Here is a 24,777-nt window from a genome sequence, read left to right on the forward strand (position 1 = left end):
AAGACAGGAGACAGAATGAAAACCAGGTCGCCACGCCGTCAATCTGCGTGCGATGAATGCGCCTTGATGAAGATTGGGTGCGCTCATATTTTGACTCCTGTCTCCTGACTTCTGTCTTCTGCTGTTCTCATCTCCTTCCAGATTTTTTCGGGCTTCAGGGGCATGTCGATGTGGCGCACGCCGAAAGGCGCGAGGGCGTCCATCACCGCGTTGACCACGGCGGGCGTGGCGCCGATCGTGCCAGACTCGCCCACGCCTTTCACGCCGAGCAGATTGGCCTCGGTCGGCGTGTTGCTGCGCGTGCAGTGGTAGGGCGGAGTGTGCGCGGCGTGCGGCAGCGCGTAGTCCATGAACTCGCCGGTCAGCATCTGCCCGTTCTCGTCGAAGAGCATCTCTTCGTAGAGCGCCTGGCCGATGCCCTGCGCGATGCCGCCCTGAATTTGCCCCTCCACCAGGAGCGGATTGATCACGCGACCGCAATCGTCAACGGCGTAATAGTCGAGCAGCTTCACCTCGCCGGTGTCGCGGTCCACCTCCACCACGCACAGGTGCGCGCCGCTGGGGAAGGTGAGCGAGCGCGGGTTGTAGAAGCTGTTGGCTTCCAGGCCCGGTTCGACGCCACGCGGCAGATGGCGTGCGCGATACGCTGCTTGCGCCACCTCATCAATGGTTATTGATTTGCTCGGCGCGCCCTTTACGAGCAACTCTCCGCCACGCCAGATCATGCGTTCAGGTTTAGTCTCCAGCAGGTGCGCGGCGATGGCGGTGATCTTCTCCTTCAGCTTGCGGCAGGAGAGCAGGATCGCGCTGCCGCCCACCGATGTGTTGCGGCTCCCGAATGTCCCGATGCCGGCCGCCACTACCAGAGTATCGCCGTGGATCACCGCGATGCGATCCATCGGCACGCCCAACTCATCGGCCACAATCTGCGAGAAGGTGGTCTCTTCACCCTGCCCGTGCGGTGATGTGCCGGTGAGAACTGTAACGCGTCCCGACGGCTCGACGCGCACCGTGGCGGACTCCCATCCTCCGCCGGGAGGCTTGCCGCTGGTGGGGCCGGGGCCGCAGTTCTCGACATAGCTGGCGATGCCGATGCCCATCAGCCGGCCCTCGGCGCGCCACGCCGCCTGCTTGCGGCGCAAATCGTCGTAGCCCGCCGCATCCATCACGGAGCGCAGGTCGCGCGGGTAGTTGCCCGTATCATAGACGCGGCCCGTCGGCGTGATGAACGGCAGGTCCTGCGGAGTGATCAAATTTTTGCGGCGCAGCGCCACCGGGTCCATACCCATCTGCTGCGCGGCGATGTCCATCATGCGCTCGATCAGGAAAATCGCCTCGGGCCGCCCCGCGCCGCGATAGGCGTCAGTAGACATCTTGTTGGTGAAGACTTCAGTTACGCCGAAGGAGTACGCCGGAATCTTATAGCAGCCCGAGCCGAGGTTCGCCGTGGAAGTGGGACCGACGGCGGTGAACATATGGAAGTAGGCTCCGGCATCAAAGATGCTCCGGCAGCGCATGCCGCGGATGCGCCCGTCTTTGGCGAACGCCATCTCCACCTTCTGCACCTGAGCACGACCATGCGTGGTGGTCCGCATATTCTCGCGCCGCGACTCGGCCCACTTCACGGGCCGACGCAGCTTCATCGCCAGAAATGGCGCGAGCGCGTCTTCGGGATAAACGTTCAGCTTGCTGCCGAAGCCGCCGCCGACGTCCGGCGCGATCACGCGCATACGATTGTCGGGAATCTGCAAAGTGATCGCGAGAAAATTGCGTAACAAGTGCGGGATCTGCGTGGAAGTCCACAGCGTGAGCGTGCCGTCGCTTGGCTGGAAACTCGCGAGTACCGCGCGGCACTCCATGGCGGAGGGGGCCAGCCGCTGATTCACGATGCGCGCTTTCACGATGTGATCGGCGTGGCGAAATGCTTCCAGCACATCTCCGGAAACTACGGAGTAGGTTCCGCCAACATTGTTTTGCAGTTCTTCGTGCAGGCGCGGCGCGTCTTTCTCCAAGGCTTTCTCGGCGTCGATCACTACCGGCAGCGGCTCGTACTCAATATCAATCAATTCGACTGCGTCGCGCGCCGTGTAAGCGTCTTCGGCCACCACGGCGGCCACTGGTTCACCCGCATACCGCACGCGGTCCACGGCAAGGAAGTAATGCAGCGGGTACTTGAAATCAGGCATGCGCGCCAGGACAGGAATGACGCCGAGCGCATCCTTCACGTCCGGGCCGGTCAGAACATCGAGTACGCCCGGTAGCGCGCGAGCACGGCTGGCATCGACGCGTACGATGCGGGCGTGCGCGTAGGGGCTGCGCAGCATCGCCATGTGGACGGTGTCGGCCAGACGAATGTCATCGACGAACTGTCCCTGCCCGGTGAGTAGGCGCTGGTCCTCCTTGCGCAGAATGGACTGGCCGGAGAATGGTGCGGAGCGAGTCGCCGCTGTCTTTGCAGGGGATGCGCCGTTGCTTCGCTTCGCGGAATTGGTTTTGCGGGCGGGACGCTTGCTGGTGGCCATGGTTATTTACTGGCCTCCTGGTCTTTCTTGCTCGCGATTGCCTTGCTGGGAGCCGCCGCAGGCAGGGATTGGGCCGCGCGGCGCACCGCCGCGATGATCATCTGGTATCCAGTGCAGCGGCAGAGATTGCCATCGATGCCGCGGCAAATTTCATCGTCGGAGGGATGTGGATGATGAGTCAACAGATCGTGAGCGGCCATCAGCATTCCCGGCGTGCAGAAACCGCACTGCAAGCCGTGTTCTTCCTTGAAGGCACGCTGCAGCGGATCGAGCGTGCCGGCTACAGCGAGCGACTCAACGGTCCGCACCTCGCATTCGTCGGCTTGCGCGGTCAGGAGCAGGCAGGACTTCACCGCCTCGCCGTTCAGATGAATCGTGCAGGCGCCGCACAGTCCGGTCTCGCAGCCAATGTGCGTGCCCGTGAGGCCCAACCCGTCGCGCAGATAATGGACCAACAGCAGGCGCGGCTCCACCTCGGAGCGATGCCGCACGCCATTCACGCTAATCTCGACGGGAATTTTCAAGCTGTCTCCGCAATTGGTTGGCACTGGCTACGCCATCCATTAACAACGAACCTATTGAACATAACGGGCGGCTCCAGCAAATTCAAGAGCGGCATCATGGGCAGCCGAGTTTCCGCGCCCACGGTTCCGCGCCAAAGGCGCTGGCGCGACAGAATCGCCGATACAGTTGCGCGTGCCCGGAGCGAATCATCCGCGCATTAACATTTTCATCGCCGCAGCGCACCACGGCTAGCGTGCGTCCGTAATTGTCGCGGGGCTGGCGGGCATCGGGCCATGCCGCCGCAAGCGTACCCGGCTGACACAGTCGCGCAAGTAGTTGCGTGGCGGCGGGGCCCTCGGATGTGTCGCGCTCTGGGGCGTCCACCAGCACCAATCGCACGCGGCGGTCAGCAATGTCGAGGGTGTCTCCGTCAATTACGCGCGTTACCGGACCGGAGAAACAATCCCCGGAATCGCCACAAGCATTCGCGCTGGCAGAGGTGCGGGTTGTCGCGGGCACATCGTGCACGGTTTGATCCGCAGGATAAAAGTGAAAGCGATAGGCGACCACGCCCAGACCGATCAACAGCAGGATCAGCTTGCGCGAACTAATAAGGCTTCTTCGCTGACCATCCCGCCTTATCTCACCATGTGCCATCAGAGTCTCGCGCCGCCGAACTGCGGCCTCGCTTCGGGCGGCGTCTGTGTGCTGCTGGGTTCACAGCCGGGGATATGCTTGTAGAGCGTCGGTCGGTTCTTCTCTTCCTTGTCCAGGTCGGTCGAGAGCTTCTTTAGCTTTACGCGTATGCGGTCGAACTCGGCGGTATTCTCAATCGACTGGTCTGGTTGCGCGAGAAATGCGATCTCGCGGCTGCTCTCGACGATGCGGTCGTAGAAGGCCGGGTGCGTGCGGAAGAAACTGGTCTTGGCGACGTAGCCTTCCTTCTTCGCGATGATGTCGAAGAACTCGATGAAGCCCTCCGGGTCATAGCCGGACTTCCACGCGTACTGCACGCCGAGCTGGTCGGCCTCCAGTTCAAAGTCGCGGCTCACGCCCAGCAGTTGTAAACTGAGGATCAGCCCCAGGCCCTGGAATCCGTATTGCAGCGCGTAGTAAGCGCCGATGCCCACAGCGCCGCCGGTGAAGATCAGCGCGCCGATCTGCGCGGCCTGATAGATGACGCTCGATATGGTGGCGCGCTTCAACAGGCGATGCCCGTGCCGCGCGACGTTGTGAGAAATCTCATGCGCGATCACGCCGGCGAACTGCGACTCGCTCCCGGCTTCGAGCAGCAGCCCGTGATTGATGAACAGAAATCCGCCGGGCAGCGCGAAGGCATTGATCTCGTTTGAGTTGAGCAGCGTTACGTTCAGCGGAACTTTCAGGTCCGAGTTGCGCGCGATGTTCTGCGCGATGCGGTTGACGTACTCAGTGATCTCCGCGTCCTCGATGGCCTTGGGCATCAGGCCGGACTGCTTCATCTGCTGGATCGCTTCCTGCCCGTCCTTGATGTCGTCTTCCTGATTCTTGGCGCTGTTGCGGAAGCCGATGTCCTCCACGTCGCCCCAGCGGCGCTGGCGAGCCTGTCCGCGCTCCACTTGTCGGGCGATCTCCATGCGCGCTGCGGGCCATTTTTCGAGCAGTTCAAGTTTTGCGTAGAGGTTCTCATATTCAATGGGGACGCCCGTTTCGAGCGCAATGCGCGTGTCGGCCTGCTTCGTGCGCAATCGCTGCATGGCGCAGTGAATCACATTGCGTTGCTGGGCGATCTCATCGGTATCAAACGAGGACTGCTCGTTCAATTTCTTCAGGTCGCGCTCACCCTGTTTGATCTCATCGTCGATACTCTTGATGGCGGCTTGCAGTTCGTCCTTGCGGGTCTTCTCGCGGCTCTCCATGCGCTTGCGAACTTGCACATACTGCTGCGACGTGAAGCGGACGGTGGGGGCCACCCCCAAAATTTCCAGGAAGGATTTTGTGAGCAAGGCGTCAATGCTGGAGGCTTCGGAGGACATGGTCCCGGCTTCCCCACCGGGCACCGTGGCAGCATTGTTCTGTGCGACCGAGAGCGCTGTGGTGTTGAGTAGAGCGAAGCAGAGAACGATGTGAGCCAGCTTGCGCAGCATGGAAGCCTTCCTCCACCAAGGGCGACCACGGCACCTACATGCGTGGCGGAACTGCAGTGCGCTGTCGATCCCTCTATTCATTCTAACCCCTGTTCACAGGGTTGCCATGAAAATCGTAGGACGGCTCTCCGCCTTTGCCGGACTCCTGCGAAAGCGGGCTGGATGGCGCGCCTATGCTATACTGGCCCGCCTAAAGAACGAAGCGAACGAAGAGGAACGAAGCTGCATCCATTCGATCTATGAGGAGAGGCCGCCGGAATGAAGTGCCCGTTTTGTGAACACGTGGAGAGCAAGGTCGTGGACTCGCGCGAGAGCGAGGAGGCGCAGTCCATCCGCCGCCGCCGCGAGTGCCTGAAGTGCGAGCGGCGCTTCACCACCTACGAGCGCATCGACGAGATACCCTACATGATCGTCAAGAAAGACGGGCGTCGCGAGCGCTTCGACCGGCAGAAAGTCCAGGCCGGCCTGCTGCGCGCCTGCGAGAAGCGCCCGGTCAGCACGAGCCAGCTCGAAGAGGTCGTCAACGCCGTCGAGATGCGCGTGATGGAGTCGCCGGACCGCGAGATGGCCTCGACCAAGATCGGCGAAATCCTGATGACCCGGCTGCGCGAACTCGACAAGGTCGCCTACGTGCGCTTCGCCTCGGTCTACCTCGACTTCAAAGACGTGAAGGAATTCATGGACGAATTGAAGGACTTGCTGCGCTCGCCGAAGCAATAAAAATGCCTTAACTTCGCGCCCGTTTTCAGCCTGCAAAGTTGGCGGAAAAATCGGCCCAGCCCGAAGTATCCACTTTCACAGTTTCGACTAACGTGCCCAGAAATCCGGCCTGCGGCAGGAGCAAAATTCCGCGTCGCGCCGCGACCATCTGGCGGAATCATCCATCCGCGCGTCCGCGCCCAAATTTTCCAGATAAATTCCGTTATTCGACGAATCCTTCTTGGCCCCCGCCGCAGCCGCGCGCTCTAGTTTTTACTCCCGCCGTGCGCCGCGTGACAGTGCCGCGACCGTCAGGGAGCGGTGGTGGCCTTCGTAACGGAGGAGAACCCACCTCCACTCCCTCACGGTCGTGGCACTGTCACGGCAGCGGAAACGATTTAAGTAGGGACAGGTCTCCAGACCTGTCCCCTCGGGATGAAAGACAGGGCAGGCAGGAATGCCTGCCCCACCAGGCAAACCGCCGCGCAACATGATGCGGTCCGCCGCCGGCGATCACGCGAGCAACCCGCGCCATGGCACACACAGTTCCAAATCAGATTGCTGTCCTAATCAAGAAATACATCCCGTCTGCCTCCGGGCTTCCTGATGCCGGGAAAGCCGGGGACGAGACGTTATCTTCACACCGCGCGGAGCCCCGGTAGGGGCGGTGAGAAAGTAGCCCCGGGCGTAAGCCCGGGGTTCACGGAGCAATGAACACAGCTTCCACTCTGCCGAAGGCCCGCGCGCAGTCCCATCCTGCCGGGACGCGAGCCGCGCACAGGCGCCGCCGCGCAGCGCGCCGTCCATTTTGTATTTGTCTGTGAGTGGAATAAATGGGGACGGCCTGAACTGCGCGAATTACTTGACAAGGGAAACGAAGACTGGCTGAATTGCACGAGTCTATGCCGACAGCCGCGCGCGGACTTTTTCGCTGAGGGCTTTGCCGTCTACGGTCTTGCCTTGCAGGAGGGCTTGGGTGGCTTTCATTACGGCGCCCATTTGTTTGATGCTCATTGTATTGCCCGGCGGATTACTGGCTGCGGCGACTTCGGCTAGCGCCTCCGCGAGGGCGGCTTCGATCTCGGCTTCGCTGGCGCCGGCGGGCAGGTAGGCTTCGATGATGGCGCGCTCGGTTTCTTCTTTGGCGGCGGCCTCGGGGCGGGCGTTGGCGCGATACATTTCCGCGGCGTCGATGCGCTGCTTGATGAGCATTTTGAGCACGGCCATCTCGGCGGCCTCGTCGAGGGGTTTGGGTGAATCCGCCTTTTGCTTCATCAGCGCGGATTTGATCATGCGCAGCGCCGAGAGGCGGGCTTCATCGCGCGCCTTCATGGCCGCGGTCATTTCCTGTGACAGTTGATCCAGTAGCGCCATAGTTCTGCCATTCTACACGGAGTTGGCGGCGGCGCGGAAGTGTGGTTGTGCCGAGTGGAGATGTTGCTATTACCAACCGTGTCCGCTTGCTGACGCGCGCGGCTCTGTGACGCGTGGTCGGTCGGGCGGGCGGGGCGATTGGGCGGAAGGCCCGCGCCATCCCGGCGGGCCGGGATGACGCGGCTACCAAGCCGACACCTTATTTCTTCGGCAGCTTCAGCAGGCGGCGGGCGTTATCCTCGTAAATCTTTTGGCGCTCGACCGGGGCAATCTGCAGGTTGTCCACGCAGCGAATGGTTTCGCGGATGAAGCCGTTGCCCTTCTCGGGGTCGAACGGCATGTCGGTGCCGAACAGGATGCGGTCGCAGCCGAAGTAGGCCACGCCGGCCTGCAGCGGGGCCAGCGCGCCGAACAATGCGGTGTCGCCGTAGAACATGCGGAAGTAGTCGCCGACGCGGCGCTTCAGGCTGTGTTTGATGAGGTCGCGTTCGTCGTCGGGGGTGCGCGCGCCGAGCTGGTCCATGCCGAAGCCGGTGCGGCCTTCAAACGTGGGGATCATTGCGCCGCAATGGTGGGTGATGATCTTGATGTCGGGGAACTGGTCGAACATTCCCGAGAAGACGATGCGGGCCATGGCCGCGCTGGTCTCGTAAGGCCAGCCGAAGGTCCACCAGATTTCGTAGCGCGACTTGCTCTCCGACGCATAGTCCGGCATCGTCGACGGGCGCGCCGGGTGCAGCCAGATGGGCAGGTCGAGCTTGGCCATTTTGGCGAACAGCGGGCGGAACTCCGGCTCGTCGAGCGGGCGGCCGTTGACGTTCGAGAATATCTGGATGCCCTTGGCGCCGAGCTTGTTGATGGCGCGGTCGATCTCCTCGAGGCAGGCGTCCATGTTGTTCATGCACATTGACGCCGCGAAGGTGGGGAAGCGGTCGGGATGCTTGGCGCAGATTTCGGCCATGCCGTCGTTGGCGATGCGCGCGAGTTCGGGCGAGTTCTTGGGGTCGGCCAGGGTCTCGATGGGCGGCGAGGCCAGCGTGAGAATCTGCACGTAGTCGGGGTAGCGGTCCATGATGCGGAAGCGCTCGTTCAAGTCGGTGAGCACGGGAATCTCGCTGGTGCGCTTCACCATGTTCTCGGCCTTGCCGGCGACTTTGGCCATGCGCTCAAAAAACGGCACGGGAAATATATGCGGGAAAATATCGATCTTCATGGTTGGTCCTTTTCGAGAGTGGGGATTAGGGGTTCGTGGTTAGGGATTGGGGGAACAACGGCGGGCAGGGATGGTCCGCACCCCATTCCCTGATCCTCATTACCTAATACCTAAACCTGCGGCGGCACCGCAATCGCTCATTTTACAGCATTCAGGGGTTGTTTGTCTGGAAATTTCGGAGCAGAGCCCCGACCGCAAGGGAGCGGGGGTTCGCTGGCAACCGCGGGAACGTTCAAGAAACAGAATGGCCTGGCGCGTCCGGGTGGAGATTCCAATGTCAGTCGCGCAAGGTGGAGTGAACCACCGCTCCCTGACGGTCGCGGCTCTGTGACTACTTCGCGACGGGCAGCGGGCCTTTGGCCTTGGCGGTGGTGATGTGCGAGAGCAGTTGCCACGCCCCGGCGCGCTGCGCGTAAACGCGCACGTACCAGAGCGTCTGCTCATTGCCGTCCGGCGTCTTGAAGTGGATGCGGCCCGTGGTGATGCCCACTTTGCTGGCGGCTTCGCCGTGCGGCTCGATGGTGACGGAATCCACCGTGCGCGAGAGGAACGCGCCGGGCTTGCCGAATTCTTCGATCAACTGCGCCTTTGTCTGGAAGCGGTGCGCGTTGATGTGATTGAAGCGAAAGTCATCGGCCAGCGCCTTCTGGAGAAACGCAGTATCAGCGCGAACCATGGCCGACTCAATCTGCTGATCGAGCGTTTGCAGGATGGCCATGTCTGCGGTAACCACTTCAGTTGATTCAGCCGCGTGGCATGGGAGCGCGGCCAGAATCGAAAGGATGATGGCGGCAAGTCCAAGCCTCATGGCGAACCTCTCAGTGTAGCTGCCCGGATTCTAGCAGACGGGCACGAGTTGAGCAAACCCAATCCATGCCCCGCGAAGTGCCTCAATTCCTATTGAGATGGCACGACCGGAGCCCCGGCAGGGGCGGCGAGAAAGTAGCCCCGGGCGTAAGCCCGGGGTATCGGGTAGTGATGTGGACCAAGCCCCGTAGGGGCGAAAGAACGGTGGCTCCTCAGCCGGGCAATCTTTCGCCCCTACGGGCTCGTTGGTTTCCGCAATGCCAAACCCACGGCTTGCGCCGTGGGCTACTTGCTTGACGCCCCTGCCGGGGCTCGATCAGATTGATTTCTAATGCTTAGGTAGGAGGCGGATTGCTTACGCGCGACTCTATGAGGTGCTTTGGCTCCGAGCTGTTTTAGGTGAAAAAGTTGGTACTTGCTTCACGCGGAGATATCATTCCACGGAGCCAAGCGTGCAGCTTTCAGAAGCCATACAACTAGCAGTCCAAAATTTCCAATAGCCGTCGCAAGTAGGAACACAGTGAGGTAGCCGTCGAAGTGAACAAAATACTGGATGAGAAATAATGCGAGATTCAAAACAATGAGCTCAATGAGTGTGTAGAGGAAGAATTTCCTTGAAGTGCACCACGCAAATAGGGCATGAGTCATCCCAGTCCCTGCGCCACCAAGACAGAGCATTTGCAGAATGAACGTTTGGCTCGGATCTGGCCATCCCCAGCCAGCTCCGGTTACGACCGCCATCAGAATGTACATTATGGACGTGGTGAGGAATGAGCTTATCGAGGCGCGAAATAAATAGGATGAAGGAAGCGAGCAGCGCCAAGATGTCGTGAAAGCGGCGCGAGGCTAATGATTAAAGAACCTAATGTGAATTCTGTCAGAATTCAGCCACCCTAAAGTTCGAGGATTAACCACCTACATCTTGTAGCGGCCCAAATCTTCGTCGTTCAGGCCTTCGAGCCACTTCTTTAATTCTTCGTTGGTGACTTTTTCGGCGGTGGTGGTGGTTACTTTGCTGGTCTTGAGGACTTGGTCCTCGACGAAGATGGGGCAGTCGAGGCGCAGCGCCAGCGCGAGCGCGTCGGAGGGGCGCGAGTCGATGCTGATCGATTCGCCGGCCTGCTCCAGCCAGATCAGCGCGTAGTAGGTCTCCTCGCGCAGGTCGCTGACGACCACTTTCTTGACCGAAGTGTTCAAGCCCATCAGCACGTTCTTGATGAGGTCATGGGTCATGGGGCGCGGCGTCGAGACCTTTTCGATTTCCAGCGCGATGGCGTTGGCCTCGTACACGCCCACCCAGATGGGCAGCACGGTGTTGCCGTTCACGTCCTTCAGAATGACGATGGGCATGTTGGTAACCGGGTCCATCATCAGACCGCGAATCTTCATTTCAACTTCCATGATGATTCCCTCCTTGCCCAATTTGCGTGCCGGGGGAACTGCTATATCCCACTGGTTCCATCATTACATCATTGCAGCGGGAGCGCAAAGGGATTCAAAGAACCGGGGATTAGGTGTTGGGGATTGGGGGTTTGGGAATGGGCTTTCCCTAATCCCTAACACCCAATACCTAATCCCTAAGCTCGCTGATCTGCACTTTGCGGAAGCGGACTACGCCGGCGCTGTATTGCAGCGCGATGGGGCCACTGGCGTGCTTCGAGTCGCGGCCGTCGGCGGTGACTACGCCGTCAAACTTGGCCGTGAGATGATCGCCGTCGGCGGTGATCTCGTAGGTGTGCCACTTGCCGCCGGCGTCCACCTTCATCTTGGGCTCGGCCACGTTGACGATGCCGCCGGTGCGGTACTTGGGGTCAGGGCGCTGATCGAAGATGTTGACCTCGTAGGCGCTGTCCGCGGTGATGGTCTTGGGATCGGCGCAGCGAATGAAGATGCCGGAGTTGGCCGGCGTGTCGGCCCAAAACTCGACTTTCAGAGTGAAGTTGCCGTAGGAGTTCGCCGACACCAGGAAGCCCGAGCCTTTGTCGGCCTCGGCGTAGTCGCCGGCCGGATCGGGCACCAGACGCCAGTTGACGTCGCCGACCTTGTTCCAGCCGTCAAACGACTTGCCGTTGAATATGGGGACGAACGGCCTAGGCTCGGGCGCCTGCGCCGCCGCGGGCGCAAGGAACGTGCCGGGTGCGATCAGCATTAAAGCCAGCGGGAGAATGATGGTGAATCGTTTCATGATGATTTACCTGCCTGTCGGAAATTTTGAAACAGCTTCACTTGAAAAATCCGAGTAAAACCGGATAAAAGATAAAACCGGATAAAAAAATGTTCGGCCCGCCAACGATGCCGGGCATCGCAAGCAATAGGGTATGACAACACGGCGCGTATGGAAACACAAAAGCGGCTGGCGTCCGGTGTTGGTCCGGGGCCAGCCGCTTTGGTGTTTCCTGATTCAGCGGAACTACTTCGCGAAGGATTCAACTTCGAGGTCGGTGCCGGTAACCTTGCCGGTTACTTTCACCGTGGAGCCGCCGAGGGCTTCCAGGCCCGCGACCTTGCCCTTCATGGTGTAGAGCTTGCCGCCGACCACCAGCGACATGGTCGAGCCGTTTTTCACGCAGCCGGCCGTACACTTGTCGGCGGGCTTGCCGTTGTGGCTCAGGCCGCACATGGTATCGGTCACCACGCCTTCCAGCACTTCGGCGCGCAGCGCCGCGCCGCCCAGCAGCATGGCCGCAGCCAGCATCATCACGTTCATCTTCTTCATTTGGTGTTCCTCCTGTGGGTGTTCGCAAATCTAAATAGGCAAACCGAACACATTCATCATACTCGCCAACTGGCGGGAAAGCGAAGTGGCGTGGCGTTCGGGTAGTTGGCTGCTTGGAAATTCCTTTTCTTCTAGCCCAGGCCTTTAGGCCTGGGTCGCGATGCCCCTATGATGATCAGCCCCCTTCAGGGGGCTTTGCCGCGGGACATTACTTTGCTGCGGGACATGAGAAGACTCCATCGGTATTGCACGCTACAAGCCCCGTGAACGGGGCTAATGGCCTCGATGAAATCCTTACCCAGCCCTAAAGGGCAGGGCTAGAAGAAAGTTTCCGAACAAATTTTCAAAGTAGCCCACTACCGGCGCTGGCGCCCGGGATCACGCCCCTGTTTATTTCCCACAAAATGCAAAGCAGCGGCTGCCGGCGGTGCAGGAACGTCGCCGCGCGGCGCTGTTAGGGCGTGCAGGAAGTGGTCATGTTGTTGGCTCTGGTGCCGTCGTTGCCGATGCCGTTCAACAGCTCATCGAAAGTTTGCAGCGGCACATTCAATCCCGCCGCTCCTGCTTCGGCGATCAACGCCCACTTGTCCAGGGCCACCAATCCGCTTTGGGCGGGGTCAAGTTCCAGTTCGCTGGGCGCGCGCTCGGCGTGCCCGTTCGGCACGCAGATCGAGGGATGGTCAAACGGCGCGCGCTGGTAGCGGACCCGGTCATCGCTGAGCGCGCGCAGAAACGCGGCGATCTCCGCGCGGTCGTTCGCGCCGAGATTAATATTGCCGATGCCGGGGCCCAGGTTTCCGCCTTGCGGGAAGTCGCCGTTGCGGTTGTAGAACTGCAACATTTGTTCGAGCGTGGCCTGGCCGCCATTGTGAAAGTACGGTCCGGTGAACTCGACGTTGCGCAGCCCCGGTGCCTTGAAGGTTCCGGCGGCTGCGGCGGTGTTGGCAGCGAACAGCGGCACGCCGAAATCGTCCGTGCCGCCCAGGCCGGCATCCTCGCCGATGAGCCGCACGCCGATGCGGAAGAAGCCCAAATCGGCCGGGGTGATGGGGAAACGCCGGGAGACCACGCTCCAGCCCGCCGCGGTTATTTCGGCGCCATTGTGGCAGTTGGTACAACGCGAGGCATTATTGCGGAATTCATTCAAGCCCTGCTGTTCGAGCGAGGTGAGCGCGTCGCTGCGCCCCTCGAGGAACTGATCCACGCGCGAATCGTTGGAGATGAGCGTGGCCTCGTAAGCCTGAATCGCCAGCCCCCAGAACAGCGCGAAGTTATGCTCGGCCTGGGTCCAGCCATCCAGCAGTTCCGGCGAATCGAAATACTCCGAGCGAAAGGCCGCCCACCTGCCGCTTGTCACTCAACACGGTGGAATTGTTGTTGCCAGCGTTGGACAGCCGGTGAAACGGGAAATCCGCGCTCGCGAGCGTCTGATTGACCGCTGCGTCCGGGCCGGAGAGTTGATTTTGCAGACGGTGATCAGCACCGGCGTGAAAATGGCAGGTGGCGCAGGCGGTGCGTCCGTCGCTGCCGGCCTGCATATCCCAGAACAGCGCCTTGCCGAGCGCGATCAGCGCCTTCTGGTCAGCCACGTAGCGCTCGATGCCGATGGGCGCCGGCGGCGGCACGGTTTTCAATGAGGCCAGCGGCGGATTCGGCAGCGGGTCGCCAGGTCCGGGCCCGGGGGGGCCTCCTTGCTGCGCAAATCCCCGCGCGGCAGTCAGCATGATTCCCAGAAGCAAAAGAAATGTCATATCACACCGCGTCCGTCCTCACATCATACCCGCCTCATATCAAACCCGCTCGGGCCGACGAAGTCGCGCGAAGTTGCAAATGATTCCAGCACTCCTAGACCATTTTTACTGATGCTGTAGCCCGATCCGAGCCGCGGCAGTTTATGGAGCGTCCACGATATTCAGGTGCGCGACCAAATCCCGCGTTCAGAGGCACTCAGGTCTTCATGCCTGGTGGACGCTCCATAACTGTCGCGGCTCGGATACACGAACCCGCAAAACGGCCTAACGGTTCGGGCGCTTCTGGGCGGCTGATACAGGCCCGAATGCCGGCGATGGCACGCGGTGGTGCGTGGCCGATTCGTAGGCCGAGGCGGCTTTGATTACGTCGGGGTCATAGCCCGGGCCGGACCAGAACATCATGCTGATGGGCATGGGATGTGGCATGGTGGTCGGCACAGTTCCCGGCACGGCGTCGTAGCGCTTCTTGTTCGCGCTCAGGACATACTGGGGATCGTAGGAGACCGCTACAAAGCCGGCGGGAACATCAATCTCCGGGCTACCCAGAAGCGCGGTGAAGCGCTGGCAGCAACTGGCCGACTCGCGGCCATCCACGCCGGGCTCCGCCGCCCCGCCCAGCAGGTAGGGCGGCAGGGTGTTCTCGGGATTCACGAAGACGTCGATGTTGTTCTCGCGCATCACCCGCAGGACGACCAAGCGGTTCACTGACTGCATCTTCAGAAAACTGATCGTGCCCGGCTCGGGAAGAGGGTTCTTGCTTTCGGCGGCGTTCAGCGCGCGGGCGCGCTCGCCGTCGGTCTTGAAGGTGGCATTGGCCACCCAGCTCGCCCAATCCTTCACGCGCGCATCGCCGCGGCGGGCCAGATACTCGTTCATGTGCAGAAGCGTCGTGGGATTTCCAAAGCCTTCGCTGATGTTGCGCAGGTTGATTCGGGGCGACAGCGGCGCCTGGCCCATCCCCAGAGCCACCAGATAGTCCACCGTGGTTACATCCCATCCCGGCACGGCGTAAGTGAGCTGGCCGTCCTCAGACTTGCGTGTGAAGTATTCCGGCACGTGCCGCGAGTACACCTCGGCCAGCGCCTGCTGGAACGTGTATTTCATGTTGGGCACGGACGGGTCGTCTAGGTAGAGCGGGTCAACCGACTCGACCAGCTCGGCGCCCAGCTTGTCGCGCAGGATGGCCTTGATCTCCTGGTCAATCTGGTCGCTGATGGCCTCATCGTTCCTGGTGTGCTTCACCATGAACTCGCGCACGATGCCGATGCGCACTCCCTTGAGCGGCTTGTTCTTCACCGCCGACTCGGGCACCAAAAAACTGGTATAAGGCTGCGCGGGAATGATGCCTTTGGGGATGGCCGTGAACATGTCGGCGGACTTGTAGCCCTTCATCGCGTCCAGCACGCGAGCGGCGTCCGGCACGGTCTTGCAGTGGATGCCGGCGCGGTCGCCCGAGTCGCTGAAGGTGGTTCCGCCATCCATGGTGATGCCCTTGGTGGTGAGCAGATTGACCACGCCGTTGCGCGAGGCCGGGCCTTTGCACGATGCGGAGGTCTGCTCGCAGATGCCGCAGGTCGCCAAGTTAGCCGCCACCGAGACGCCCGAGCCGTTGCTGGTGCCGCGCGGCACGCGCGCCGTGTCATAGGGGTTGCAGGCCTGGCCGCTCCATGGGGCATATTGCAGGTTGCCCTGCGGAAATACCATAGTGGGCTGATGCGGGCCATCCGCAGCCGCGCCGGGCACGTTGCTGGCCGAGGAGATGGCGTAGATGATCGCGCCTTTGTCGCGCAGCACGGCGATGTCGGGCGAATCCACTTTGGGTGCGTCCATGGCGAAATTCACATCGTTGCCGCCGGTCGCGCGCATGTCCTTGGCGTCATACCAGTCCTTGAGCGAGATCACCGCGCAGTACATGGGGAGCTTCGCCAGATCGGGGTTGCGCCGGTACTGGCGGTCGAGCTCGGCGGCGCGCTCGAGCGCGTCGGGCATCTTGCGGAACTCCTCGCACGCCGCCGGCGCGCCGGCCGGCAACGGCCCGGCCGAGGGCGCGCGGTCGAAGTCGCCCTTGCAGGTGATGGAACGCTCGCCACGAATGTTCAGCGTCTCCAGCGCGTTGAGCTGCCCGGCGTTGGGTATGCCCACGCGCCAGCCATACTGCAATTGCACGCTCGGATCGGAGATGGAGGTCATCATCTTCCCAAATTCGATGGGCGGCCCGGCGTACTGATCCAGACTGGGGAGAATGGTGGATGCGGCGACAGTCTGCGTGGGGTACTGGAGCAGCGCGCCGGCGCGCATCATGCCGGTCGCCAGGCCGGTGGCTAGGCCAGTGCCCGAGCTGGTGGCCGAGCCGGTGGCCGGAGCAAGCGGTGCGCCGTCAGGCGTTATCAGCGCCGTGCAGACGCCGTTATACGCCTTGGCCCGATCGAGATAGGCCTGCACCACACCCTGGCAGGTCGTCCGCCCCTGGCGTATGGCGTTCTGAATATCGGAGATCGAGGCCTCCTCGATCTGGAACCCGCGCTGCTGTGCGCGCGCGGACAACACGGCGGCCGCCAGCATCAGTGCGGTGAAAAACCAACGGGCAGTGAAAAACCAGCTGGAAGCAAACCCCTTGGCGTGTGTTTTCGTAGTCATCACAATTCCCCTCCTCGCAATCACAGTGTGCAGTATTCCACGGATTGCAAGCCAAGCCAAGAGGCTCAATTCAGCAGTAGTGAGTCGGCTTGCAGGGGTGCATTTTGAAAAGCATTCTTTGAAAGATTTCGGGAAAGGCTGAGTTGGTCGGCCCTAGAGGATTTGAAATGGGCTGGCGGCGGGTTGCGCCTGCTGATATAGCGGCTCAGGCGTGGAGAACCGGGCGTCCAGATCGGCGTCCCCATGATCCAATGTCATGCGCTTTTCCGGAACAAACACTGGCGCGCCGACTGCTTCACCTTGCAGCGAGGTCGCGGTTACCTGCGTGACGCGCGTGTTCCAATACTGGCCCGCAGCGGGGACATCGTGCAGTTCAGCCGGCACCGTGAAGTTCAGGATCAGGTTCTCCGCCGTGCGGCCCTTCCAGAGCTTGGCCCCGGTGGCGGTGGGCTTCGAGCTGGCCGACTCGATTTGCACCTCCATGAGCGTGCCGACAAAGCGCTGGTAGAGATCGAGCTGGATCTGCCGCTGGCGATCCTGCACGATGCGCAGGCGCAGGGCCTTCACTTCGTCGGGGATCACGTCGGCGTAGTCGAGCGCGGCGGTGTTGGGGCGCGGCGAAAATTGGAATGAATAAATCAAGTCATAGCCGACCTCGTCGAGCAGCGTGATGGTTTGCTCGAAGTCGCGCTCGGTCTCGCCGGGGAAGCCGACGATGATGTCGGTTGAGAGGCTGATGCGGCGGCGCGCGGCGTTTAATCCGCCCGCGGCGCTTAATGAGGGCGCGTGCGCGCCCTGTTTTATCCAAGCGATGCGTTCCAGATACTGCTCGCGCGTGTAGTCGCGCTTCATGCCGCGCAGCACGTCGGACGAACCGGACTGCACGGGCAGGTGGACGTGGTTGCACAGGCCGGGATGCGCGGCGATGGCCTCGACGATATCGCGGCCAAAGTCGCGCGGATGCGACGTGGTGAAGCGCACGCGGCGGATGCCAGCCACGTCGGCGACCTTGGTCATCAACTCGGCGAACGACACGCGCGCTGACGACGGATCGCGGTAGGAGTTCACGTTCTGTCCGAGCAGTTGAATCTCGGTGACGCCGGAGTCGGCGATGCGCCGCGCTTCTTCTATCACGCTCACCGAGGTGCGGGAGCGCTCCGGGCCGCGCGTGAAGGGAACCACGCAGTAGGCGCAATGTTTGTCGCAGCCCTCGATGATGGTGATGTAGGCGCGATGCGGGTTCTCTCGATTCGTGTAGGGCGTGTCGAACGTTTCTTCGGTGTCGAGGCTGAGGCCGGTAACGCGCTCCTCGCCCGCCTCCAGCCGCGCGATCAACTCAGGGAGCTTGGAATAACTGGCGGAGCCAGCCACTAATGACACATGTGGAGCGGCGTCGAAGATCGCCTCGCCCTCCTGCTGCGCGACGCAGCCCAGCACGCCATATTTCTGCGGCATCAGCCAGCCGACGCCCTCGCGCCACTCCGGCTTGGTGCGCTTATGCTCATTCAGCCGGTTGAACACCTTCTGCGCGGCCTTCTCGCGGATGCTGCACGTGTTGTAGAGGACCAGCGTAGCCATCTCGGCGTCCTCCACCTGCGCGTAGCCGTGCTGGCGCAGCGTCCCAATGACCTTCTCCGAGTCATGGACGTTCATCTGGCAGCCGAAAGTCTCGAGGTAAAAAGTTTTGGACATAATTGGGCGGCGTTAGTTCTGCGCACCGAACTGAGATTATAGCATTGGCGAAGCGAACGCGGATGGTAGCGCTCTGTTTCGGCTCATTGCGAAATAGTGCTTGACGAACGGGCCGCGTTCATACAATCTACACGCGACTTCGCAGGACACGTACGGATACTTCAAAGATGAGGAGGATTCACCGACATGGACGAAGTTGGAGTTGGTGTTGGAATATTATTTATGGGGTTCATTGTGGTGATGGTGGCGTTGTTCGTGCTGATTATCGCGTCGTTCTGGGTGGTCTTCACCAAGGCCGGCCAGCCGGGATGGGCCAGCATCGTCCCCATCTACAACATCATTGTATTACTGCAGATTGCCGGCAAGCCCACGTGGTGGATTTTGCTGATGCTGCTCCCGCTCGTCAACATAGTGATCGGCATCATGATGGCCATCGCCAAGAACTTCGGCAAATCCGATGGCTTCGGCATCGGGCTGCTGTTGCTGCCGATGATCTTCTATCCCATGCTGGCCTGGGGCGACGCCCGCTACAATCGTGTGGCCTAGGCGTGTGGCCTAGGCGCGTGGCCGAAAAGCGATTTTCGGTTGTCATTCCGAGCGCAGCGAGGAATCTGCTGTGCGTGCGTTTGAAGTAAAAGCAGATTCCTCGCTGCGCTCGGAATGACAACCAAATCGGAATGACACCCAAAACAGCTTCCAACAATCCGCCGGACTGCCTGCTCGATTCATAAACCCAGCCTACCATTCCGCTATTGACCACCCTGCTATTGACCAAAATGCGAGAAGCACATAGAATCTGTACCCAAGTGTATTGGATCGTGTTCTGTCTAGCGTTGTAAGGAGTTCATAGCATATGAGCAAAAAAACATTGCAGTCTCATCCTGCATTATTCGTTTATGCCGGAGTCGTGGCCGCCGCCATCGTAATGATGTTGGTTGGCGGGTCGCCGGGCGAAACCCCAATTGCCAGCTCCTACGGGCCGCGGCTGGTCTCGATTGATCCGCTGCCGGAGATGCCCGAGATGGGCGCCGACGGCGCGATGTGCCAGCTGGTGCCGGCCAGTGCGTCATCAGCTTTCGGGTCGATGCAAGCCCAGGCGACACCGCCGGCGGGCGCCACGGCGGACGGCGCGCGCATGGTCATCGAGCGAGCGCCTTCGCGCGTGATTAAGGACCCCTACCCCACATACAGCGCAGTGGCGCTGGATCTGGTGAATGGCGAGATCGTCCTGCAGGACGAGAACCTGTTTCAGATCATGGTCTATGACCGCAACACCAACACGCCGCCCACGGCGGCCATGAGCGAGCCCAAGCGCGTCATCGGCGGACATCACACCAAGGTCGAGTTCAACTGCGGCCTCTACATCGACCCCAAAAACGGCGACATCTACTCTGTCAACAACGACACGCTGGACACCCTGACCGTGTTCTCGCGCGAGGCTCGCGGCGACGTGCCGCCCACGCGCGAGATGGAGACCCCGCACGGGACTTATGGCATCGCCGTGGACGAGAAGGCCGAGGAGATGTTTCTCACCGTGCAGCACGCCTCGTCGGTGGTGGTCTATCCCAAATACGGACAAGGCAAAGTCGAGCCGCTGCGCATGATCGCGGGCAACAAGACGGGCCTCGCCGATCCGCATGGCGTGGTTGTCGACACCAAGAACGGCTGGGTGTTCGTGGTCAACTACGGCAACTTCGCCGAGTACGAAGTGGGCAAGGAACGCGGCGGCGGCGGTGGCACGGGCGGCCTGGGACGCATCCCCGGCTCGGGCAAGTTCTTCCCGCCCTCCATCACCTCCTATCCCATCAAGACCGACGGCGACGTGGCGCCGCTGCGCACCATCCAAGGCCCCAAGACGCAGCTCAACTGGCCCGGCCACATGTTCGTGGACGAGGAAGACGGGCTGATTTACGTGGCCAACGACGGCGGCGACTCCGTCCTGGTCTTCAAGGTAACTGACAACGGCGACGTGGCTCCCACGCGCGTCGTCAAAGGGCCGCGGACGATGATCAAGAACCCCACGGGCATCTTCGTGGACAAGAAGAACAAGGAGATGGTGGTGGCCAACATGGGCAACCATTCCGCCACGGTGTATCCGCTCTATGCTGACGGCAATGTCCCGCCAGTGCGCCAGATTCGCGGAGCTCCCGCCGACCAGCCCGCGTTGCAGATCGGCAACCCCGGCGCCGTTGCCTATGACACCAAGCGCAACGAAATACTCGTACCCAACTGAGTGGCGCATCCGCAGATCGCGGTCTTCGACAGGTTGTCGAAGGGCAACGAAGCGCCCCGCAGACTGATCTTCGGGCAGGCCACCCTGCTCAGCCGCACCATGCACGACATCCGCTACAACGAGAAGCGCGATGAGCTGGCGGTAACCAACCCGTTTGCGCAGGCCATCCTGACGTATAAGGGCGACGCCGACAAGCAGGCCGCGCCGGTGCGGATCATTCAGGGGCTGAAGACGATGCTCAGCGGCGACGACACGCTGGAGATCGACCCGGTCCACGACGAAATCCTCATTCCGCAGGATGACCAGATACTGGTCTTCCCCGCCGGAGCCAACGGCAACGTCGCGCCCATCCGCCGTCCCCGCCGTGCCGCCGGACCAGCTAACTGGACCATCGGCGGCGGCATCGCTGTCGACTATGTCCACAACGTCATCGCCACCGACGGCACGCTGCGCGGCGACTGGGCCAAGAAGTATCCCACCGCCAACCCGCACAATTATCCGACGGGTCGCAACACGATTCTCATCTTCGACCGGCTGGCCGATGGGGAAGTCGATCCCATCCGGTTCATCCGCGGCCCCAAGACCGGCCTGTACGCTACCCGCCAGCTCTCGGTCTACTCGAAGGGCGGGTGGATCGTGGCCAGCCAGATCAGCGACGGCGGCACGGCCATCCCTCTGGACACCTTCCTCGGCGTCTGGAGCATCTACGACAACGGCGACGTGGCGCCCAAGTGGAAGATCGACGGCAAGGCCTCCAACATCATGGTGAAGCCGCGCGGCGTAACCCTGAACCCCAACCACAAGGAGATTATGATCTCCGACATGCGCCTGAACGCGGTGCTGACCTTCTCCTTCCCGGAGCTATTCGATCAGGAGGCCCGGCGGCCCTAGGGCTTTTTCCGAAACGGTGTAACAGAGTCGCTACCGGGAGGGACCGCTCCCTCCCGGTCGCGGCTCTGTGACAGGTCGGGATGTGTAATTCGGTTCAGCGGGCAATCCGCGAAAAGAATCGCTTGCAATCTGCAACGCGCGTACTTAAGCTAGAGGCAAGACTTTGGAGCTAGACAGTATAGATTTGAAACAAACATGACGTTTTCTCAAGGAGATTCCATGACTCGACTTTTGCTTAATTGCCGCAAGGGCGCACTGCGTTTGAACAGTATCGTCGCGCTTGCTGGATTGATGTTCCTGTCGGCGGCCCTGGCCACCGCTCAGTTGACCACCGGTACCGTAACCGGCACCATCACCGACCCCTCGGGAGCGGCGGTCCCCGGCGCGGAAGTTACCGCGAAGAACGTGGAGACCGGCATCGCCCGTACCACGGTCGCAGGCCCCACGGGCCGCTATGAAATATCCAACCTGGCCGCCGGGTCGTATGAAGTATCAGCCACCTCGGCGGGCTTCCAGACCAGCGTGCGCAGCGGCATCACGCTCTCTATCGGTCGCAACGCCGTGGTGGACCACGCGCTGCAAGTCGGCAACGTGGCCGAGCAGGTGACGGTCACCGGCGAGGCCACGCTGATCGAGACCACCACCGCGACCGTTTCGCAACTGGTGGACGCGCAGAAGGTGGAAGACCTTCCGCTCAACAATCGCGATCTGACGCAGTTGGCCGTGTTGCAACCCGGCGTCATCAAGAGTCCGGCGGGCCGCGGCACCTTCGGTGGCTTGGGAGACAAGATCACCGTGGGCGGCGCCCGCGGCACCCAGAACCTCTACTTGATGGACGGCGTGTCCAACTCCGACCTCTCCGGCAACCCGCAAGGCGCCTCCGGCTCCTACACCGGCGCGGAGACAGTGAAGGAGTTCCAGGTCATCACCAACAACTACTCGGCTGAATACCAAAGCGCGGCGGGAGCCATCATCAGCGCGGTTACCAAGTCGGGCACCAACGCGCTGCACGGCTCAGGATTCTGGACCCTGCGCAACGACAACATTGACGCAGCCAAGTGGGAAGACAATGCATTTGGTGCGAAAGGCGAGTTCAAGCGCAATCAATTCGGGGGCTCGTTGGGTGGCCCGATCATTAAGGACAAATCGTTCTATTTCGCCAGCTTTGAAGGGCTGCGCGAGCGTGCGGCGAATACCCAGACGGTTACCATTCTTACGAATGCAGCCCGGGCCCGCGTCGCTCCTGAACTGGCCCCGTATCTGGCCCTGTACCCGGTAGTGGGCGCAGGCAACACGCCAACAGGTGAGCCGACCATCGATCCCATAAACACAGTTCGCGTGCGAGGCACACAGAACGTACCGGTGAACGACGATACCTTAACCGGAAAATATGACCATACCTTCGGCGGGCAAAAGGCGGGCTTCATGAGCGCGTCGTATAGCTGGAATGACAGCGATCGCGCCACTTGCGGCATCTTGTGCGAAGTAACCGAGGGCGGCGGCGGCGGCAACGGCGTCACCAGCAAGAAGCATACTTTGTCCGTGAACCACAATTCAGTGCTGACTCCGACCATGCTGAATGAGTTCAAGTTCGGCTACAGCTTCAGCGAATCCGCCGGTGACATCCGTCAAGGTACTCGGGATACCAAGTCTCTGGCATTTCATCCCGGTCGGGCAAAAGTGGGCCAGATTGTCATAACCGGCGGCCCTGATTCCCTGGGTTATCGTGTGGATGGTTCCACCTACACCCAAAAGGCGCTGCAGTTTAAAGAAGGATTGTCGATCTCCAGCGGCAACCATTCGTTCCGTCTGGGCGCGGAGATCAAGCGATTCCGCTATAGGCAAGAGGCTTGCAGCCGCGGCTGCAACGGCATCGTTACCTTCCGCAACATGAATGAGTTTTTTACCAACACCGTGGACGATTTCCAGGTCTTCACGCCCGGCCATGAGAGTCCGCAGCGGAATTTGCGGCAGCTTCTGATGGGCGCCTACTTCCAGGACAACTGGCAGATCGCTCAGTCATTCACCCTGAACTTGGGAATGCGCTATGAGTTTGTTACGGTTCCCGACGAAGACAATCATCTTATCTCGACCTTGGATAACATCCAGAAGGATGACTTCGTTGGAGTAACTGAACAGGTGGCGGCGCAGTTCAAGAACGAGCCGCGGCCGTTTACCCGCACCAACGTGCAGGAATTCTTCGGGAACCCCACGCTGAAGAGCTTTAGTCCGCGCTTTGGCTTCGCCTGGGCGCCGGGGGATCGCAAGACGTCGATCCGCGGCGGCTTTGCCATCTTCTACGACTATCCAGTGCTTTATCAGCTCCGCACTTCGCTCCAGGAATTGCCGCCGTTTGTGGAGACGGCCCGGCTGCGGGCGCGTACCGCTACTGGTCCTGGATGCCCCGCAGCTCCGATTGGTGGCATGGCTCCTCTAATGGTGAACAGGTTGTTGCCCCGGCTGACCAGCCCGGCTTGCTCATCCTTCAATCTTCGCTACATGGAACCGAATCAGTCCAACACCTACATTCATCGCTGGAGTTTGACCCTGCAGCGCGAGATTGGCACCGGGTGGGTGGCATCGGCTGGATACACCGGCTCACGTGGGCTGCACCTGCTGCACCAGAGTTTGTCGAACATGACTGAGTGGGAGGGATATCCGAATCAGCCGACTGGTACGAAGTATTTCCCAGTGAACGCCCCACTCATCAATCCCAATTTCGGAGAAATCCGTACGCAATCGTCCAACGCCAACAGCTATTTCCACGGTCTGGCGGTGGGCGTGAACAAACGGATCAGCCACGGGCTGCAAATGCAATTGGCGTATAATTTCGCCAAGTCCACTGACCAGGGCTCCGGCGTTACCAGCGGTGGCGATGAGCTTCCCGATGGCCAGCGCGGAATTTATTATTGGGATATGCACCTGAAAAAGGCGCGTTCCGGATTTGACATCCGCAACACCATGTCTATGAACTTCTCCTACGAACTGCCTACAAGTGGTCTCACCGGCGCAGCCGGCGCGCTCATCGGAGGCTGGCAGATGAGCGGCATCCTGACGCTCAACGACGGCTACCCTATTTCTGTTTATGACAACAGCACAGTGCAGGACACCCAGATGGGCGAAAGCGAAAACTTGCGGGTGAATCTGATCCCGGGCGGCAACAACGACCCGGTGTTGGGCGGCCCGGACAAGTACTTCGACACCAGCAACTTTGTCCCATCCACCTGCCTGGGCACGCGTGTCTGCCGCCCCGGAGACGCAGACTACAAGCCGGGCTACTTCGGCACCCTGGGAGGCAGCACGCTGACCGCACCCGGACAGGCGACGCTGGACTTCTCACTGATGAAAGGCATACAGATCTCGGAAAATCACAAGCTTCAGTTCCGTTCCGATTTCTTCAACATGTTGAATCGGGCGAACTTTGGATCCCCGGTTCAGACCATCTTTATCGACAACGTTCCCGATCCTGAATCCGGCCGCATTCGCACCACTCGCGGCTCGGCTCGGCAGATTCAGCTCGGGCTGCGCTACACGTTCTAGACTTTAACTTTTTACTTCCTTCCGAAGAGCCACGGCAGCCCCCAAGGGCCGTCGTGGCTCTTTTGTTTCTGC

Annotated in this window: 19 protein-coding genes; 5 read left to right on the forward strand and 14 right to left on the reverse strand. The window is 61.0% G+C overall.

Annotated features, from left to right (window positions below; genetic code table 11):
* Positions 1-83 precede the first annotated feature (83 nt).
* From EXQ56_00245 to EXQ56_00260, 4 genes are all read right to left on the reverse strand, one after another.
* On the reverse strand, positions 84-2,522 hold the full coding sequence (locus EXQ56_00245; protein MSO18889.1) for a xanthine dehydrogenase family protein molybdopterin-binding subunit: 2,439 nt from the start codon (positions 2,520-2,522) through the stop codon (positions 84-86).
* Positions 2,523-2,524: 2 nt separating this feature from the next.
* Entirely contained in the window at positions 2,525-3,046 is a 522-nt protein-coding gene (locus tag EXQ56_00250) for a (2Fe-2S)-binding protein (GenBank protein ID MSO18890.1), read from the reverse strand.
* A 94-nt stretch (positions 3,047-3,140) separates the two neighbouring features.
* A complete protein-coding gene (locus EXQ56_00255) occupies positions 3,141-3,683 on the reverse strand; it encodes a thermonuclease family protein (protein ID MSO18891.1) in 543 nt (180 codons plus the stop codon).
* A complete protein-coding gene (locus EXQ56_00260; GenBank protein ID MSO18892.1) occupies positions 3,683-5,233 on the reverse strand; it encodes a hypothetical protein in 1,551 nt (516 codons plus the stop codon). Before EXQ56_00260 ends, EXQ56_00255 begins: the two co-directional genes overlap by 1 nt.
* Positions 5,234-5,410: 177 nt before the next feature.
* On the opposite strand from EXQ56_00260, the gene nrdR reads away from it, so the two are divergent.
* Positions 5,411-5,872 (forward strand): transcriptional repressor NrdR, encoded by a 462-nt coding sequence (gene nrdR / locus EXQ56_00265; GenBank protein MSO18893.1) that lies wholly within the window; start codon positions 5,411-5,413, stop codon positions 5,870-5,872.
* An 879-nt stretch (positions 5,873-6,751) separates the two neighbouring features.
* Here nrdR and EXQ56_00270 read toward each other — a convergent pair.
* The 10 genes from EXQ56_00270 to miaB all read right to left on the reverse strand — a co-directional run bounded on the left by EXQ56_00270 (position 6,752) and on the right by miaB (position 18,041).
* Positions 6,752-7,225 carry a GatB/YqeY domain-containing protein gene (locus EXQ56_00270; protein MSO18894.1) on the reverse strand — a complete coding sequence of 158 codons (474 nt, stop codon included), beginning with the start codon at positions 7,223-7,225 and terminating at the stop codon, positions 6,752-6,754.
* A gap of 199 nt (positions 7,226-7,424) precedes the next feature.
* A complete protein-coding gene (locus EXQ56_00275; GenBank protein ID MSO18895.1) occupies positions 7,425-8,438 on the reverse strand; it encodes an amidohydrolase in 1,014 nt (337 codons plus the stop codon).
* Positions 8,439-8,769: 331 nt separating this feature from the next.
* Positions 8,770-9,246, reverse strand: coding sequence for a nuclear transport factor 2 family protein (locus EXQ56_00280; GenBank protein ID MSO18896.1), 477 nt, complete (start codon positions 9,244-9,246; stop codon positions 8,770-8,772).
* A gap of 914 nt (positions 9,247-10,160) precedes the next feature.
* Positions 10,161-10,646 carry a bifunctional nuclease family protein gene (locus tag EXQ56_00285; GenBank protein MSO18897.1) on the reverse strand — a complete coding sequence of 162 codons (486 nt, stop codon included), beginning with the start codon at positions 10,644-10,646 and terminating at the stop codon, positions 10,161-10,163.
* Positions 10,647-10,815: 169 nt separating this feature from the next.
* Positions 10,816-11,394: a DUF1080 domain-containing protein gene (locus tag EXQ56_00290; GenBank protein MSO18898.1), complete on the reverse strand. Its 579-nt coding sequence runs from the start codon at positions 11,392-11,394 to the stop codon at positions 10,816-10,818.
* Positions 11,395-11,655: 261 nt separating this feature from the next.
* Positions 11,656-11,961 carry a hypothetical protein gene (locus EXQ56_00295; GenBank protein ID MSO18899.1) on the reverse strand — a complete coding sequence of 102 codons (306 nt, stop codon included), beginning with the start codon at positions 11,959-11,961 and terminating at the stop codon, positions 11,656-11,658.
* Positions 11,962-12,415: 454 nt separating this feature from the next.
* Positions 12,416-13,318, reverse strand: coding sequence for a hypothetical protein (locus EXQ56_00300; protein MSO18900.1), 903 nt, complete (start codon positions 13,316-13,318; stop codon positions 12,416-12,418).
* Positions 13,233-13,685 carry a hypothetical protein gene (locus EXQ56_00305; GenBank protein MSO18901.1) on the reverse strand — a complete coding sequence of 151 codons (453 nt, stop codon included), beginning with the start codon at positions 13,683-13,685 and terminating at the stop codon, positions 13,233-13,235. Before EXQ56_00305 ends, EXQ56_00300 begins: the two co-directional genes overlap by 86 nt.
* Positions 13,686-13,976: 291 nt before the next feature.
* Positions 13,977-16,349 (reverse strand): amidase, encoded by a 2,373-nt coding sequence (locus tag EXQ56_00310; protein ID MSO18902.1) that lies wholly within the window; start codon positions 16,347-16,349, stop codon positions 13,977-13,979.
* A gap of 153 nt (positions 16,350-16,502) precedes the next feature.
* On the reverse strand, positions 16,503-18,041 hold the full coding sequence (gene miaB, locus EXQ56_00315) for a tRNA (N6-isopentenyl adenosine(37)-C2)-methylthiotransferase MiaB (protein ID MSO18903.1): 1,539 nt from the start codon (positions 18,039-18,041) through the stop codon (positions 16,503-16,505).
* 186 nt (positions 18,042-18,227) lie between these two features.
* Between miaB and EXQ56_00320 the strand changes: the two genes are divergently transcribed.
* The 4 genes from EXQ56_00320 to EXQ56_00335 all read left to right on the forward strand — a co-directional run bounded on the left by EXQ56_00320 (position 18,228) and on the right by EXQ56_00335 (position 24,705).
* The gene (locus tag EXQ56_00320; GenBank protein ID MSO18904.1) at positions 18,228-18,587 is read left to right on the forward strand and encodes a signal peptidase I; all 360 of its coding nucleotides are present in this window, start codon (positions 18,228-18,230) and stop codon (positions 18,585-18,587) included.
* A gap of 307 nt (positions 18,588-18,894) precedes the next feature.
* Entirely contained in the window at positions 18,895-20,274 is a 1,380-nt protein-coding gene (locus EXQ56_00325) for a hypothetical protein (protein ID MSO18905.1), read from the forward strand.
* Positions 20,275-21,165: a hypothetical protein gene (locus tag EXQ56_00330; protein MSO18906.1), complete on the forward strand. Its 891-nt coding sequence runs from the start codon at positions 20,275-20,277 to the stop codon at positions 21,163-21,165.
* 195 nt (positions 21,166-21,360) lie between these two features.
* A complete protein-coding gene (locus EXQ56_00335; protein MSO18907.1) occupies positions 21,361-24,705 on the forward strand; it encodes a TonB-dependent receptor in 3,345 nt (1,114 codons plus the stop codon).
* Positions 24,706-24,777 lie beyond the last annotated feature (72 nt).

Source organism: Acidobacteriota bacterium (genome assembly GCA_009691245.1).
Classification (GTDB): Bacteria; Acidobacteriota; Terriglobia; order 2-12-FULL-54-10; family 2-12-FULL-54-10; genus SHUM01.